Origin of the sequence: Legionella micdadei (assembly GCF_000953635.1) — a bacterium.
Classification (GTDB): domain Bacteria; phylum Pseudomonadota; class Gammaproteobacteria; order Legionellales; family Legionellaceae; genus Tatlockia; species Tatlockia micdadei.
In genome coordinates, this window is sequence record NZ_LN614830.1 from 702,597 (window position 1) to 717,747 (window position 15,151).

Consider the following 15,151-nt stretch of genomic DNA (forward strand, 5'->3'; position numbering starts at 1 on the left):
AACCCAGTCTAGCTCTGTTCTCCGACGTCCCGCGGCATCCATTCGATCTGAATCATCGGCAAATTTATTCATACAGGTCACGCCATTCAGGGTTAAGGTTTCGATTAAATTTATTTTTAAAATATTTCTTTTTATAACCAATGAGTTGTATTTACTTTTATCCATTATGCTTATTTTTTGATTTACAGAGATGGTTTTTACTTCTAATATTTTGATTAATGATTCATAAATCAAAATGAACAAATGATAACAAATAAACATGGTGGAAAAAGACCCGGAGCAGGAAGGCCTAAAGGGCAAGGAAAATATGGCGAGCCAACAAAATCATTACGTGTACCTATTTCTCGGATACAGGAAGTATTGTATTTTTTAGAACCCTCAAATAAAACCATCCATAAGCTGCCTATTTATTCAAGTTCGGTAAGGGCAGGTTTCCCTTCGCCTGCCGATGATTACATCGAAGATTTTCTCGATTTAAACGAATATCTCATCAATCACCCGGCGGCCACTTTCATCGTGAAAGCATCGGGTGATTCAATGACCGATGTCGGTATTCAATCGGGAGATTTATTAATTGTGGATCGCAGCCTTGAAGCAACCCACGGAAAAATTGTCATTGCTGCTGTTAATGGAGAGCTTACTGTTAAACGACTTTATAAATTAAAGGGTTGTGTAAAGCTTTTACCTGCAAATAATAAATATCCGGCTATTGATATCACTGATGAGCAAGATTTGGTGATTTGGGGAGTCGTAAAACACGTAATCCATACGTTTGGGTGAACTATGTTTGCCCTAATTGATTGCAATAATTTTTATGCCAGCTGCGAGCGCTTATTTCGTCCTGATTTACGAGATAAACCCATTGTCGTTTTATCCAATAATGATGGCTGTGTGATTGCGCGTTCAAATGAAGCCAAAGCGTTAGGAATAAAAATGGGTTGCCCTCTTTTTGAGATCAAAGCGCTTTGTAAAGCGCATAAGGTGCATATTTTTTCTTCAAATTACACTTTATATGGTGATATCTCTCATCGGGTAATGTCTGTAATCCAGGAAAATTGGACGGATGTTGAAATCTATTCCATTGATGAAGCGTTCTTAGATTTGTCTTCGCTCCCTAAAGAACAGCATGATTATTTTTGCTCGAAATTACAAAAAAAAATTTTAAAAGAAACAGGCATTCCCACTTCAATTGGTATTGGGCCTACAAAGACTTTGGCTAAGGTTGCCAATCATGTGTGCAAAAAAGAATTAAAAATTCCCGTATTTAACATAACGCACCAACGCCAGTGGTTAGAACGAATTGAAGTAGGGGATATTTGGGGCGTAGGGCGGCAATTAGCGGGAAAATTAATGCGACAAGGGATTTATACCGCTTTTGATTTGGCAAACTCAAATCCTCATTGGCTAAGAAAGCAATGGAGTGTTGTCATGATGAGAATTGCCATGGAATTACGCGGAATCGCTTGCCATGGGCTAGCAGAGGTTGAGGCACGGCAATCGATTATGTCTTCGAAATCATTTGGCCAGATGCAAACCGATTATGAATCTATTGCCCAAGCGATTAGTTCTTATTGTGCTAGGGCATGTGAAAAATTGAGGCGCCAAAATTTGGTAACGCAATACGTGTATGTTTTTGTACAAACTAATCGTTTTCGCGAGGACTTAGCGCAATACTGCCGCGGTATGCAATTTAAACTGATTAATCCAACTGATGATCTAATTATTATTACTAAAATTGCGAAATTATGTTTAAAAAATTTATTTAAAAAGGGATACCTTTACAAGAAAGTGGGTGTCTGTCTTGAGAGGCTTTCCCCTAAAAATCCAAGACAAATGGATATGTTTAACCAGCCATCGAGTAGTGATTTAGCAAGAAAAGAGAATTTGATGAAAGTTTTTGATTCAATTAATAATCGATATGGACACGAAACAATTCGATTGGCTGCTGAAGGATGTAGCCGGCATTGGGCTATGCGTTCGGAACTTAAATCGCCTGCATACACTACACGATGGAGTGAGTTGCCGGTTGTAAAAAACCAAACCTAGGCAGCTTCCGGGCATTGCCTAAGAAATGCGAAATACGCTTCTTTTTAAAAAGGTGTGGCCCCCTTGTTAATGCTTTAATCTGTTATCAAATCCACTGCATAGAACCTTTTTAAGAATTGGATCTGCTTCTTTGATGAAGTGATTATCATAGCCTATTGAGGGATCAAATTGGTGGTTATAATGTATTCTAACTTTCACTTTTCTATTAAATAGTTGTTGATCAAAATACTTATAATTTTCTTTTTTAAAAAATGCAGATAGCTTTTTGTCACAACCAGGAGGAAGAAAGAAGTTATTCGTATAACATTGCGCACTGTACCTCTTTTGTCCATTACTTGAGCAAGGCGAGTGCGTTAAAAAAATTTCAACAGTATTAATTTTTTGGTTTGGAAATTCTGCTTTAAATTTTTTTAAAATATTAGGGAAGTTACGAATGAGATTTTCTTCAGCGTGTTGAGAATGTCGTGGAAATTGTTGTGGGACACCACCATTAATCATGAAATGATAAAGTTTTTGCTTGCGGACGTCATCAACATCGTTTAAATCAGAATTTTTCAGCTCATTTCCGATAACCATTTTTGCATGGGCTTGCATAATCGTGGATGTATTCGCATCAGGATTACTACGGAAAACGAAATAGGCTTTACTATTAAGAGAGATAATAGCGAATACTTCTTTTGGTTTTCGTTGAAATGCTGCAATTGCTTCGGAAAGGTAATGGTACAGTTTCATTTAGCTCATGTCTGTTTCTGAAAAAGCGATATCGTACAAAGTGTTTATTAAGAAAATATTAAAATATCGGCACAAAGGCCAAAAATAACTGCTGGGTTCGATAAATTAGTTGTCTCTTCATCATCCGGCTTTATTCTTAAGACATCAGTTGGATTACTGTCTAGACCATTGTTACTGATGATTTCAGTACTTAAAATGGCAACTTGGTTTCTAGGTCGATTTGTTTTTTATAATGCTTTTCTTTTGGATAATCCCAAGCTTCATAAGTGATAGGTACATTCTGATTAAAGCAAAATAATTGATTTCGTAGAAAATCAAAGCGTGCTCGTAAAACAAGACACTCTTGAGAGATTACGATTCTGTCTTTAACTTGATTTGCTTTCGCTAATACATCGCGCTTCAAGATTAATCCTGGGTGCAAAAGATCATGGGAACGTAGTGATTGAATTACATAATTCGTTTGTTTTTCAATATTATCGAAATCAATTTGGTTGATTGCAAAGCTTTTTGTTTCGGCCCAGGGATCACAGATGATTGCTCCTGGATTCCAGGTTCTTGGGTCTGAGCTTTCTGTACCATTGAAGCGTCCAATAACAACGAAAAAATGATCATCAAAAGGATTATTAAAGAGTTCAAGCGAGGGCCGTTGATCGATAGGTAATCGAGAAAATTTTTTGTATAAATACATAAAGGCAACACATGATTTTTCGCAACAGTTTCCAACAGAATAGTATTCAGCTAAATCAGAAATAATATTTATCCATTCAAATGTGTACGGTGCATGTGTTATTTCAATGCTTCGCATCTTATTGAAAGTTTTATCTTCTCCAGTTTCTAACGAATTGCTATTGTCATTGTCGCCTAAATTGCTCGAGTACTTTATTCTAGATAGAGTATAATCAATTGCTTTTTGCGCATAATATAATCTTAAATGATGACTCTCTTCAAAAAACTTCATACCCTTAATCTAAGAATTCAAAAATCGCCATTATTGTAATAAAAATAGATTAAGGGACGATTAAGAATTAAATAACTGATTAATTAGACTCCACCGCAGTGCAGAATAAAAAATCAAAACTTTATTTTTCATCTGCCCAGATTAGATACTCGAACGCCTGTAAGCTGTTTGGCTTGGTTATTGCTGACAAAAATCCGAGTAAAAGCAATAACTGCTTCTCTGGCTCCTTCAACAGCAATACCGGTGATATAGCCATCCGGATCATTTGCCTTGCCAATGGTTATATTACGTACAATATGATAGTTCCTGTGAATAAGTGGAATAAGTTTTCATCTACAGATTTATCGATAGACACATCTGCTAAGAGATTATTGCCATTCATGTCGACGCAGCCAATGAGAAGTGGTTTGAACTCATCATGGATTGCTGGTCATAGGTAACCGTCTTCTCGACCTTCAATAGCTTATCCAGGATTCATACTAATCCGTTCTGTGGCACCGGGATCTAATGGATAAATACCTGAATCGAGATAGCGATCACTTATCGGAATAGCTATTAGTCAACTGGATAGTCCGAAATATAATTACCAGAAGCTGGGAGAGAATGCCGATAACAGGCTAAAGGAGTATTAGATAAAAATGCATGAGAAGGATTATTAAAACAACGCTTAATCCTAGAGATAAAACAATTTTTGCGGGAAAAAGGCAAGTGCTATGGGCATGTGGTGCTTGGCCATAGGGAGCAAAACGACAAGTTGTATTTAAAAGATATACGAGTAACAGCAAGCCGTAAAAAAAAACAGAATAGACTGTTATTTTGTAGATAAATAACCCCATATAACGAGCTTGAATATTACCTTGAGGAAAGCAAATAAGAAATAATCCTATGATCCATAAATTATACAATGATTTTCCACGCACATTATTTCCAAAAAATATTTTCTTTTTTTCTTCTCTTATGTTTAAGGTAGGAGCAGATTCGTTAATGCAGATTTTTGGGTTTTTTGCTCCAGAAGCAAGAAGTGTCGAGCTTAAAGCTTTGTGGATAAGTATTAACGGCATAACCAGCAGTGGAAAATAGTAAAGCCAACCAAAAGGGCTCAACAGTAGCATCATAATTATGGTTAAACAAAAAGCGTAATGGGGCTGGGCAATCTTTTGGAAATAATGAAGTTTTTTTATATACCAGCTCAATAAGGCAATAAAAATAAATAAATAAATAATTTTTATCGGTAAAAAATTCTGCTGAGTATCCACATTGATAAATAAACGATAGAGAAAACCATAAATGGATGCATTCCAGCTATTGCCATACCATAAAACATTCTTTAGTGTTTTGAAATAAAGGACATAGATTTGAAATCCATGGGTAAATAAAGGAATAAGACTTGCAAAGCTAGCGGTCACTAGCATAGCCCAAAAGACTTTATACCGCCTTTGTACCAGGACAAAAAAGAATAGTAAGGCTGGAAATAATTTAACTGCAACGACAATTCCCCAAAAAAAACCAGCCAAGTAGTCTTTCTTATTATGAGAAAAAAAGTAATAACCGAGGACAATAAAAAATAATAAAAAATTACCCAACTGGCCGAAACTAATATTCATGATGGTTGGGTACATGGCTAAATAAAGTAGGAGTAAATTACACCAGTACTTTTTAAACATTGTCGGGGAAGAAAAAATAAAAAAACTTAATACGGCTCCAACTCCTCCTAAAATTAATGAAATGAAAAACCATAAGATAGATGCTGTAATGAAGGTTAGATGGCTAAATGGCGCAAATAACTCCAAAAAGAAAGGGGGGTTTAAATCCACAGGTACGTCAATAGAATGCGGTAAAAAAGAACTTGTTACTCCTTGGTAAGGATTCATACCCTGAGTATAAGCCAGAGTTGAGCCATAAAAAGAAGTGAAATCCGAATTTAACTTAAGATTTATAAGGAAATAAAAAAGCAAACCATAAGTAAGTAAGAGCGCCCCTAGAAAAATCGATTTTATTAATTTATTGCGCATTGATGCCCAGCTCCCTTCAGGGCCTAATCTGACCGTTTGTGTTCGAAATCCAACATAAGGATATGAACCATTACTTATCAATTAAGGTTGATTCTCACCTCTTAACAAAATAAATGTGGTTATCTTGAAGTTTGAGTTCATTTTAATATCAGATAAGGGAAAACGCTCGAAAATTCCCGTAGTATGGCATAGATAGTAGGGAAGCTGAAACCTTTAAGTTTACTAGTTAGGAAACTTGGATTACTGTTATAAATCCAAATCCCTGCTTTCTTTTCTTGAGATCGTCTTGTATTTTTTGCATCAGGTGCAAAAAATAGTTTGATCCGACTGCATCCATTTCGCGATAGGTAATAGAAGGGAACGGAATTCAATATTTCTTAAGATAAGCACTCTGCCTATTTAGAGCCTCTTTCACGAAGAATGTTAAATGCTCAATCAGAGAAAAATTTTGCAAAATACCTACTCTCATGTTCAATTCTTTGTGAAGCCTAAAACATTTAGGCCGTTCTCAATGCAGTTTACTACATTTGGTTGGGATAATAGGTATTGTCCTATATGTCTTGTCAGTTGGTTTTGGGCAATATTAAACGCTTCATTCCATTCGTTTTTTTTGAAGTCGCCATGACCCAGATACATTAAAGCAACTAAAGTTGCCTGTTGGTTAGGTGGTAAGTTATTTATTGTAGTGAGCATATTTTGATATTCAGGATCAGATAAAATAAGCGGCGTGTCCTTTTCGGTGGTCAATTTGGGGTACTCATCTACCTTTTCCTGAAAATGCTTTATTTCAGTAAGAATTTGTCTGACTTTTTGAGGTTCGATGTTTAGCATTTAAATTTCTCTTTTCCGTAATATTTTAATTATAGCCCACCTAACAATATGAATATCGCGTAATCTTTAGGGACATGTTTGCAAATAAAACTAATTCACTAGACTTGTATTGAGGTAGCAAGGGGGCAACATGTACAAATAGATTGGGTTTCATGCCCAGTTTGGTGCATTCCCATGCCTATCCCCCACATTCATGGTTTCGGAACACCGGTCATTTTTGCAGTACTTCCACTGATGGACCATCTTTGCTAATTAAAACGTAGCTTTTTAGTCGAAGAGAAAATTGATGCAATACATCCAGCCCTGACTCTTCCGCTTTTTTGCACCATTGGTTTAAGGACTCAATCAATTCCTTTTGAGATGATACTTTTTTTAGCCAAATTTGTTGCAATGATTGACGATAACTATAAACAAGCTGTAATTGTTCAAACCGATTTAGTAAGGTTAGCAAATGGGAGTTAGCGTTTGTGGATTCTTGTCGTAATAGACGTCTAGCACATTTAAATAAATGCCATTCTTTTTTATTTTTAAGATGATTACGTTTTTCATTTTTCAGAACAGGAACAGTTACCCTTTTATAGTAATCAGACATAATTTGGAAACGATTACCGATAACAGCTTTTATAGTATTTAAATCAGCATGTAATTTTGTGTTGTCCCTGGCTAATTTGGGGGGTAATTTTTTTACCTTAGCAAGACCCAAGAAAGATAGGCAACGTATATAAAACCAACCTAAATCGAATTCCCACCATTTCACAGAAAATTTAGCAGAAGAAGCGTATGTATGATGATTATTATGGAGCTCTTCCCCGCCTATCAGAAAGCCCCAAGGCAATACATTCGTTGACTTATCGGAACATTCAAAATTGCGATATCCCCAATAATGCCCTACGCCGTTCACTACACCGGCTGACAGCGGAATCCACATCATTTGTATGGCCCAAATAGTTATCCCGGGAAAACCAAATAGTAGTAAATCAATTAGAAACATAAGAAGTACCCCCTTATTAGAATAACGAGAGTACAGGTTGTGTTCAATCCAATCATCTGGAGTGCCATGGGAATATTTTTCAATCATATTCTTATCTTTTGCTGCTTCGCGATACAATTCAGGGACTTGCCAAAAGACTTTTTTTATACTGAAGACTTGAGGGCTGTGCGGATCCCCTTCAACATCTGTCATGGCATGATGCTTACGGTGAATAGCAACCCATACCCTTGTCTCCATACCGGTTGTTAACCAAATCCAGAATCGAAAAAAATGACTCACTGTTGGATGCAAGGTTACAGCCCGATGGGTTTGACAGCGATGCAAGTAAAGGGTGACTGAAGCAATAGTGATTTGTGTGAGGAGAAGAAGCGCGAAAATATATCCCCAAAATGTAAGATTTAAAATACCAAAAATCATAAGGAGCCTCAATTATCTCAACTTTATTCTTTCATTGTACTTAAGGATTCAATTTATAGCTAATTCGATTTAATTTTTCTTCTGCCCAAATAATATATGGTAAAAGCCCTCAGGTGGATTAGGACTAGTCCCATTAAGAAATAATAATAGTCATGTATCAAAACCTGGATAAAGCACTATAGCAGCTGCACCTACCTCAAATCGTCTAATCCAGGCGCTAATTACATCTATTTACACTTGCCAAACCGCTGTTTCTGAGCTCTTTCTGCAATGGCGGTTGCTTTATTTCTTTTAGGACTATTTTTTTTAGTTTGAGCAGGTGATGGGCTATTAGGGAGGTTATGGTTGGGTTCAAAATCTTCAATTTCAATTCTATCTAATCTACGTTTAATCAATCGTTCTATAGCATTTAATTGTGCCGCCTCATCTGCGCTCACTAAAGAAATTGCCTGTCCCGAAGCGCCAGCTCGACCTGTTCGGCCAATGCGATGCACATAGTCTTCTGCAACTTGCGGAAGATCGAAATTGATAACACAAGGTAGTTGATCAATATCAATGCCACGAGCTGCAATATCCGTAGCAACTAAAATGTGTAACTCGCCAGATTTAAATTCAGCCAGAGCTTTAGTGCGTTGTGATTGTGATTTATTACCATGGATGGCTGCGGCGTGAATGTGGTCTTGGGCTAATTGCTTTACTAATTTGTTTGCCCCATGTTTGGTTCGAGAGAACACCAGTGTTTGCCCCAATTTATTTTTATGGATTAAATGGCTTAATAAAGCAGATTTCCGGCTTTTATCCACTGGATGAACCGTTTGTTTTATGGTAGCGGCAGTGGTATTGCGAGGCGCTACGTCAATTACTATGGGTTCCTTTAATATGCCTTTAACCAGGGCGCGGATTTCTTCAGAAAAAGTGGCAGAAAACATGAGATTTTGCCGATTAGCAGGTAATAACTTGATAACACGCTTTATGTCATGAATAAAACCCATATCTAGCATACGATCTGCTTCATCTAAAACTAAGATATCCACTTCATCAAATAGGATGGCTCGCTGCTGGTGTAAATCCAGTAATCGTCCAGGCGTTGCCACTAATAGCTCTACGCCTCCACGCAATTTCATCATTTGTGGGTTAATTTTTACTCCCCCAAAAACGACAGCAGAGCGCAGTGACAAATGGCATCCGTATTGAATGATGCTTTCATGAATTTGAGCAGCTAATTCGCGTGTTGGGGTGATTATCAAAACGCGGGTCCGGTTATTTCTAGCACGTGGTTTATCTTTTAATTTTTGTAGAATGGGTAAGACAAAACTGGCTGTTTTACCTGTACCAGTTTGGGCTGAAGCTAAGACATCCTTACCGCGTAAAACAGCAGGGATAGCTTGAATCTGAATGGGGGATGGATCAAGATAGCCTAATTCGCTAACGGCACGGAGCAAGGGTTCTATTAAACCCAATGATGCAAAACTCATGTTGTTTCCTTATAAATAATTTGCTAACCGAATGTCATTCGGTATTTCTAATCCTAAATTGTGAGAAGTGATGATTTAGGGGGCGTATAAGCAAGGTATTGTAAATAATACCCAATTCAATGTGGTTAATTTAGATACAATTATATCACGGTTTGATGTACTATAAAATTTTAATTATAACTCAATATTAAATCCAATAGTACAATTTTAACTTATTATGGCAACAGTTGGGTTTAATTTTTTCCTAGGTGAAATTTAGCTCACGTGTTAATTAAATTATATTCTGACAATAGATAAATTAGACTTTTCCCTCTTCGGCCTCAATATTTTGCTGTTTAATAATTCCTTAATATAGGTGCATTAAAATTAGGCGCAATGTTAATTTTTTGCTATTGGCTATTATTATGTACACCAAATATTCAAGGGATGCAGTAGATGAAAACAACACAGCTTTAAATAAACATATACGCAAGATATTAGCTCATCTGCAATCTATAAAAAGAATGAAGCCTGGCTTAGCTGAGAAAATGGAATCTGTTGCTAGTGAAGATTTTTTAACATTGTATAAAAAAGAATATGGACAGTTTTACATAAAAAATGCAACATTTATCTGGAAAAAAGAGAAATCGTTTTTCTCCGAACCAGTAGAAAGAAGACGTATACCTGCTCAATTTAATAATCTTGAAAGTTTTAACAAAGAAATTAAAAAAATCCGCGCCATCACTAATGCATCAGAGGCTCTTAAATACCAAGATGCTGTTTTTTCTTCCTTTTTCAATTCCCCTGATTCTCATTTTTTAGCGTTTTTAATAATTGAATTGGATTTGAAGATCGATGCTTTATTAGTTAGCCAAGTAATCGAAAAACTACAAGATACAACAAACTTACAAAAACCAATAGAAGAGTACAGAGCAGGAGATAAGGAAAAGGATCCAAGAATACTATGGCAAAACTATTTAGAATTTAAAAGTGCAATATTAGCAGCACATTTGCAAATTATGCCTAGCGCACCTGAACTGGATAAAGATAATTTTATGGACTCAACCCCAGGCTCTAGTAGGTATGGAATGTAGGACTACTTTTAGTTATCACTCGTGACTGCCTAAACTGGATTTTTCTAGTTGTTTACAACAAAAAAGAATAAGTAATCTGCTTTAGGTTTAAATCTTGAATGACGATAGGGTTAGCATTTGATTTGTTTGCACAAAATTATCTTTAAGGTAAACATTCATTATTTCTCGTTTTAATTCTAAAAAATCGTCCTTTTTTTGCTTTTTATCAGACTGTTCTCCAGTGCTAAGCTCCCAGGTAATAGCTGCAAAAGTCTCAGGAGAAATCATTGTTGGCAAAAATATTTTGGGAAGCTCTAAACTAGCAAAATTGTTATAATTTGAACCGCAAAAAAATAGTTGATTATCACGATCTTTGAACAAGGTATAATCTAATCCACAATATATATCGGTAATAAAAGGCAGATTAGATAGGCATATAGGTTCAGCAACCTGGGTTACACTCTCTCCTACACCGAGTTGTCCATCTTCATTGTCACCACATACCCATACTTGGCCTTTATCATCTAAATAAACACTATGTCTGCCTCCTAGGCATACTTTTATAATCGTTTGCTTGGATAATGTCTTAATAAACATGGGATATTCCGTTTGTTCCACATCCCCTAATCCTAATTTACCCTGAAAGTTAGAACCACAAGCAGCAACCAACCCATTAGTAAACAGTAGTATATGATCCGTCGTGAAGTGGAAATAGGTTTGCTGTTTAATTGTAAAAAAGTCATCTAATCGTTTTAATAAATATTCTTTGTAATTTTTTTGTTGAAAAAAAGTATTAACTCTTTGAATTTGCATTAAAATTGAAACAGGGAGTTTGTCCCATATCATTTCTTGTAATTCAATAGGAAGCCTTGCGAATAAATTATCATCATCCCTTAGGTGAACAAGACTCGTTTTTTCTGCAAGCATTTTGGTAAACCATATTGGATGTATTTAGCACATATTACAACAAAAAAAATCTATAGGATACTGCGATTAAGTTTGAACAACCTCCTGCCTAATTATGTTTAGAATTTCCGCTGGTATTCGCTACAATTTATATGGATTTATATAAGAATTGAAAATAAAACATTATTTTATTAATCAAGCATAAATGGAGATATTTTTGTATATTGAAGCCGATCAAATCATCTATTCACCCTCTGATTTAACCTTATATCTTGAAAGCCCATTTGCTTCGTGGATGGAGCATTTCGCTTTAAGAGAACCAAAGATACTTGAGTTTGCAGATGAAGTAGATGAATTGTTGTCGGTATTGCAACATAAAGGGGGGGAGCTTGAACGTCAGATTTTAAACAAGTTTATTGAACAGGAATTAACTGTTGTTCAAATTGAAAAGACAGAAAATGCCTTAAAAGATACCATCACTGCCATGCAGTCGGGAGCAGATGTGATTTATCAAGCTGCCCTTTCCGTAGCTCCATTTAAAGGATATGCAGATTTTTTAGTGAAAGTAGAAGGTCAAAGTCATTGGGGTGATTTCCATTATGAAGTTTGGGATACTAAGCTTTCAAAAACAGTTAAACCCCTCTTCTTAGTGCAACTTTGTTGCTATGCTGACATGTTGGAAACTTTACAAGGGTGCCGGCCAGACAAAATCGCGGTTGTGGTCGGAACTGGTTTGCCGGTGCGCTTTTCTACAAATGATTATTTTTATTATTATCTCAATCTAAAACAACGATTCTTGCAAACGCATCGATATTTTTCATCTGAAAATCGTCCTAATCCTGCTGATTCCAGCGGCTGGGGGCGCTGGTTTAATTATGCCCAAACAATATTGGTTGAGGCTGACCACCTATGCCAGATAGCAACAATAACCAGAAATCAAATTAAAAAATTGAATAAAGCTGGGATTCATACCATGCAAGATATTGTTGAGACGCCCATAAAGCATGTTAAGGGGATGAACCCAGAAGTATTGACCCGATTAAAAGCACAAGCCAAAATTCAAAAAGATAGTGTTGGAAATCAAACACCACTTTACCAAATTATCCCTCATGAACCTGGTAAGAAAATGGGATTATCTTTATTACCGTCAGGGTCCACTCTGGATATCTATTTTGATATTGAAGGATTCCCACTTGAAGAAGGAGGCTTGGAGTATTTATGGGGTGCTACATATTTTGACGATAAGGGACGGCGTCAATATAAAGATTTTTGGGCGCATGATGCAGAACAAGAGAAGGTCGCGTTTAGGTCATTCATCGAATGGGTTTTTGAACGTTGGCAGCTTGATCCTCATATGCACATTTATCATTATGCCAATTATGAAATAGCAGCATGCCGTAAACTGATGGGGCGCTACGGTATTTGTGAGGATATGGTTGATACGCTTTTACGAAATGAAGTCTTTGTTGATCTATACAAAATTGTTAAAGGTAGTCTGTTATTAGGCGAGCCGCGTTACTCAATCAAAAATGTCGAACATCTATATAGAGGCCAACGTGACACTGAGGTGGGGTCCGGTGGTGATTCGATTGTTGTGTATGAGCGTTGGTGTCAGTCACCCGACGGTGAAACCTGGGAAACATCAAACATTTTAAAGTCCATTCGCGATTACAATATTGATGATTGCAATTCCACCCAAGAACTGGTGAATTGGTTGCGTGCCCGCCAACAGGAAACCGGTATTGCTTATCTAGGAAAAACTGAAATTGTTCCTGAGCCAAAGGACGAAAAGGTTCTCGAAGTCGTCCGTTTACGCGACAAACTGCTTAATAAATCCAATCAATTAAAAACACAGGGCTTAGAAGGACAAGCCAGGATTGCAAATCTTTTTGCCTGGGTTTTAGAATTTCATCGTCGTGAAAAAAAGCCTATGTTCTGGCGGTTATTTGACCGTTTAGGTTCAAGCCATGAAGAGCTTTTGGATGATATTGATTGCTTGGCACTCTGTGAGCGAACAAATAAACCAGCCTATAAGCTTAAGCCAAGAGATCAAAATCTTTGCTATGAATACCGCTTCGATCCGAATCAGGAATTTAAAGCGGCTTCTGACAAGTATATAGTCTTAGGACAAGAACGTGCTGATGGCAAAAATATTAGCGCTGAGGTTATTAAAAAAGATTCAAATCTTGTTGAAGGTCTAATTGTGTTAAAAACGGGTGCGGCATTAGAAAGTGTGGTTACCCTGATTCCAGATGAAAATATCAACCAAGAGCCAATACCAGCTGCCATTGCGAGTGTTGCTAAAGCCTATGATCAAGGTCAATTGGAAAATACCGCAATTTATGATTTTTTAATGCGCAGACCGCCAAGAATCACAGGGTTAACACCTGGCTCACCCATCGCGCCAAGCCATGATTCCGACGAACGATTGAATCAAATTATCTCTGTCGTAAAAAATCTGAATAATAGTTACCTTACTATACAAGGGCCTCCTGGTTCAGGGAAAACTTATACTGCAAAGCACGTCATCGCTGAGCTTTTAAAACTTGGTAAGCGGATTGGTATTGCATCGAACAGTCATAAGGCGATTAATCATTTATTGATGAGTACGGCCAAATACTGCAAAGATGAAAATATTCAAGCTTATTTTGCGTGCACTAAAAATACGGAGAATCAGCTATCCGAGCTTGGGGTAACTGTTTACAAAAACGAATCGATTGCAGGGAGTTTGCAGTCTGCCTGTGTAATTGGCACCACGGCGTGGGGGTTTGCAAGAGCGGATCTCGAGCAAGCATTTGATTACCTTTTTATTGATGAGGCAGGACAAGTGAGTGTTGCCAATCTCATTGGCATGAGCCGTTCTGCAAATAACATCATTTTAATGGGTGATCAAATGCAATTAGGGCAACCTTCACAAGGTAATCATCCAGAAGGAAGCGGTTTATCCATTCTCGATTATTTGTTGCATACCACACCCACTATTCCTGAAACGATGGGAGTTTTTCTCGGTACAACCTACCGCATGCATTCAGCAGTGAATAACTTTATCAGTGAAGCAATTTATGAAGGAAAACTGGAATCAGCGCTTGATAATGATCGCCAACGTATTTTGGTACCAAACGATTATCAAGGAATAATGAATCAAGAAGCAGGTATTATTCCTGTGCCGGTGGGGCATGAAGGCAACACCCAGGCCAGTGATGAGGAAGTAGAATGCATTGTTGATCTTGCAAAAGAATTGATGAATCGGACGTTTATCGCAAAAGACGGCTCAGAGCGATGTATTAATTGGGATGATATGTTGTTTGTAGCACCCTATAACTATCAGGTGAATAAATTACAACTTGCTCTAGGTACGCAAGCAAAAGTGGGTAGTGTGGATAAATTTCAAGGTCAAGAAGCGCCGATTGTCTTTTTAAGCATGTGTGCCAGTAATGCGAATGAATCGCCTCGTGGGATTGATTTTCTGTTTAATAAGAATCGGATTAATGTGGCGATTTCAAGGGCGCAGTGTATGGCAATAGTAACGTATAGCCCTACGATACTTGAAACGATAGTAAATAATATCATACAGATGGGGCAGATAAATATGTTTTGCAGGCTAATAGGGGGCATGCATAGCAAAATAAGCAAGAAGTATTCGGAATGATTTTTAAATATACTTTTAATACCCAAAATATGTTGAAAATGAAAGGGCTTTCGAGGGGGGCTAAAATAGATACATTTTTGAT

At 37.0% G+C, this 15,151-nt stretch carries 11 protein-coding genes; 4 read left to right on the forward strand and 7 right to left on the reverse strand.

Annotation, left to right across the window (positions count from 1 at the left end):
- Positions 1-243 precede the first annotated feature (243 nt).
- Both LMI_RS03170 and LMI_RS03175 read left to right on the forward strand, forming a co-directional pair.
- Positions 244-780: a LexA family protein gene (locus tag LMI_RS03170; protein WP_045098499.1), complete on the forward strand. Its 537-nt coding sequence runs from the start codon at positions 244-246 to the stop codon at positions 778-780.
- Between the two features lie 3 nt (positions 781-783).
- Positions 784-2,046 (forward strand): Y-family DNA polymerase, encoded by a 1,263-nt coding sequence (locus LMI_RS03175; protein WP_045098500.1) that lies wholly within the window; start codon positions 784-786, stop codon positions 2,044-2,046.
- A 66-nt stretch (positions 2,047-2,112) separates the two neighbouring features.
- On the opposite strand, the gene LMI_RS03180 is transcribed toward LMI_RS03175, so the two are convergent.
- From LMI_RS03180 to LMI_RS03205, 6 genes are all read right to left on the reverse strand, one after another.
- Positions 2,113-2,778, reverse strand: a complete 666-nt coding sequence (locus LMI_RS03180) for a hypothetical protein (protein WP_045098501.1) — start codon at positions 2,776-2,778, stop codon at positions 2,113-2,115.
- 190 nt (positions 2,779-2,968) lie between these two features.
- On the reverse strand, positions 2,969-3,736 hold the full coding sequence (locus LMI_RS03185; protein WP_045098502.1) for a hypothetical protein: 768 nt from the start codon (positions 3,734-3,736) through the stop codon (positions 2,969-2,971).
- A 617-nt stretch (positions 3,737-4,353) separates the two neighbouring features.
- Positions 4,354-5,748 (reverse strand): glycosyltransferase family 87 protein, encoded by a 1,395-nt coding sequence (locus LMI_RS03190; RefSeq protein WP_052679433.1) that lies wholly within the window; start codon positions 5,746-5,748, stop codon positions 4,354-4,356.
- Positions 5,749-6,219: 471 nt separating this feature from the next.
- Positions 6,220-6,579, reverse strand: a complete 360-nt coding sequence (locus LMI_RS03195; RefSeq protein WP_045098503.1) for a DUF3775 domain-containing protein — start codon at positions 6,577-6,579, stop codon at positions 6,220-6,222.
- A gap of 211 nt (positions 6,580-6,790) precedes the next feature.
- Entirely contained in the window at positions 6,791-7,987 is a 1,197-nt protein-coding gene (locus tag LMI_RS03200) for a DesA family fatty acid desaturase (RefSeq protein WP_045098504.1), read from the reverse strand.
- A 227-nt stretch (positions 7,988-8,214) separates the two neighbouring features.
- Positions 8,215-9,462: a DEAD/DEAH box helicase gene (locus LMI_RS03205; protein ID WP_045098505.1), complete on the reverse strand. Its 1,248-nt coding sequence runs from the start codon at positions 9,460-9,462 to the stop codon at positions 8,215-8,217.
- Between the two features lie 404 nt (positions 9,463-9,866).
- On the opposite strand from LMI_RS03205, the gene LMI_RS03210 reads away from it, so the two are divergent.
- Positions 9,867-10,535 carry a hypothetical protein gene (locus tag LMI_RS03210; protein ID WP_045098506.1) on the forward strand — a complete coding sequence of 223 codons (669 nt, stop codon included), beginning with the start codon at positions 9,867-9,869 and terminating at the stop codon, positions 10,533-10,535.
- A gap of 87 nt (positions 10,536-10,622) precedes the next feature.
- Here the strand turns inward: LMI_RS03210 and LMI_RS03215 are convergent, their stop codons facing one another.
- A complete protein-coding gene (locus tag LMI_RS03215) occupies positions 10,623-11,441 on the reverse strand; it encodes an RCC1 domain-containing protein (RefSeq protein WP_045098507.1) in 819 nt (272 codons plus the stop codon).
- Positions 11,442-11,637: 196 nt separating this feature from the next.
- Here LMI_RS03215 and LMI_RS03220 point away from each other — a divergent pair, with 196 nt between their 5' ends.
- Complete coding sequence (locus LMI_RS03220) at positions 11,638-15,069, forward strand: TM0106 family RecB-like putative nuclease (protein ID WP_045098508.1); 3,432 nt, start codon at positions 11,638-11,640, stop codon at positions 15,067-15,069.
- Positions 15,070-15,151: the final 82 nt, after the last annotated feature.

Bases quoted from the DNA above. Each gene is read 5' to 3' on its own strand.
- LMI_RS03210 (WP_045098506.1), top strand. From the start codon at position 9,867: ATGTACACCAAATATTCAAGGGATGCAGTAGATGAAAACAACACAGCT.
- LMI_RS03190 (WP_052679433.1), bottom strand. From the start codon at position 5,748: ATGCGCAATAAATTAATAAAATCGATTTTTCTAGGGGCGCTCTTACTT.
- LMI_RS03200 (WP_045098504.1), bottom strand. From the start codon at position 7,987: ATGATTTTTGGTATTTTAAATCTTACATTTTGGGGATATATTTTCGCG.
- LMI_RS03170 (WP_045098499.1), top strand. From the start codon at position 244: ATGATAACAAATAAACATGGTGGAAAAAGACCCGGAGCAGGAAGGCCT.
- LMI_RS03215 (WP_045098507.1), bottom strand. From the start codon at position 11,441: ATGCTTGCAGAAAAAACGAGTCTTGTTCACCTAAGGGATGATGATAAT.
- LMI_RS03180 (WP_045098501.1), bottom strand. From the start codon at position 2,778: ATGAAACTGTACCATTACCTTTCCGAAGCAATTGCAGCATTTCAACGA.
- LMI_RS03205 (WP_045098505.1), bottom strand. From the start codon at position 9,462: ATGAGTTTTGCATCATTGGGTTTAATAGAACCCTTGCTCCGTGCCGTT.
- LMI_RS03195 (WP_045098503.1), bottom strand. From the start codon at position 6,579: ATGCTAAACATCGAACCTCAAAAAGTCAGACAAATTCTTACTGAAATA.
- LMI_RS03185 (WP_045098502.1), bottom strand. From the start codon at position 3,736: ATGAAGTTTTTTGAAGAGAGTCATCATTTAAGATTATATTATGCGCAA.
- LMI_RS03175 (WP_045098500.1), top strand. From the start codon at position 784: ATGTTTGCCCTAATTGATTGCAATAATTTTTATGCCAGCTGCGAGCGC.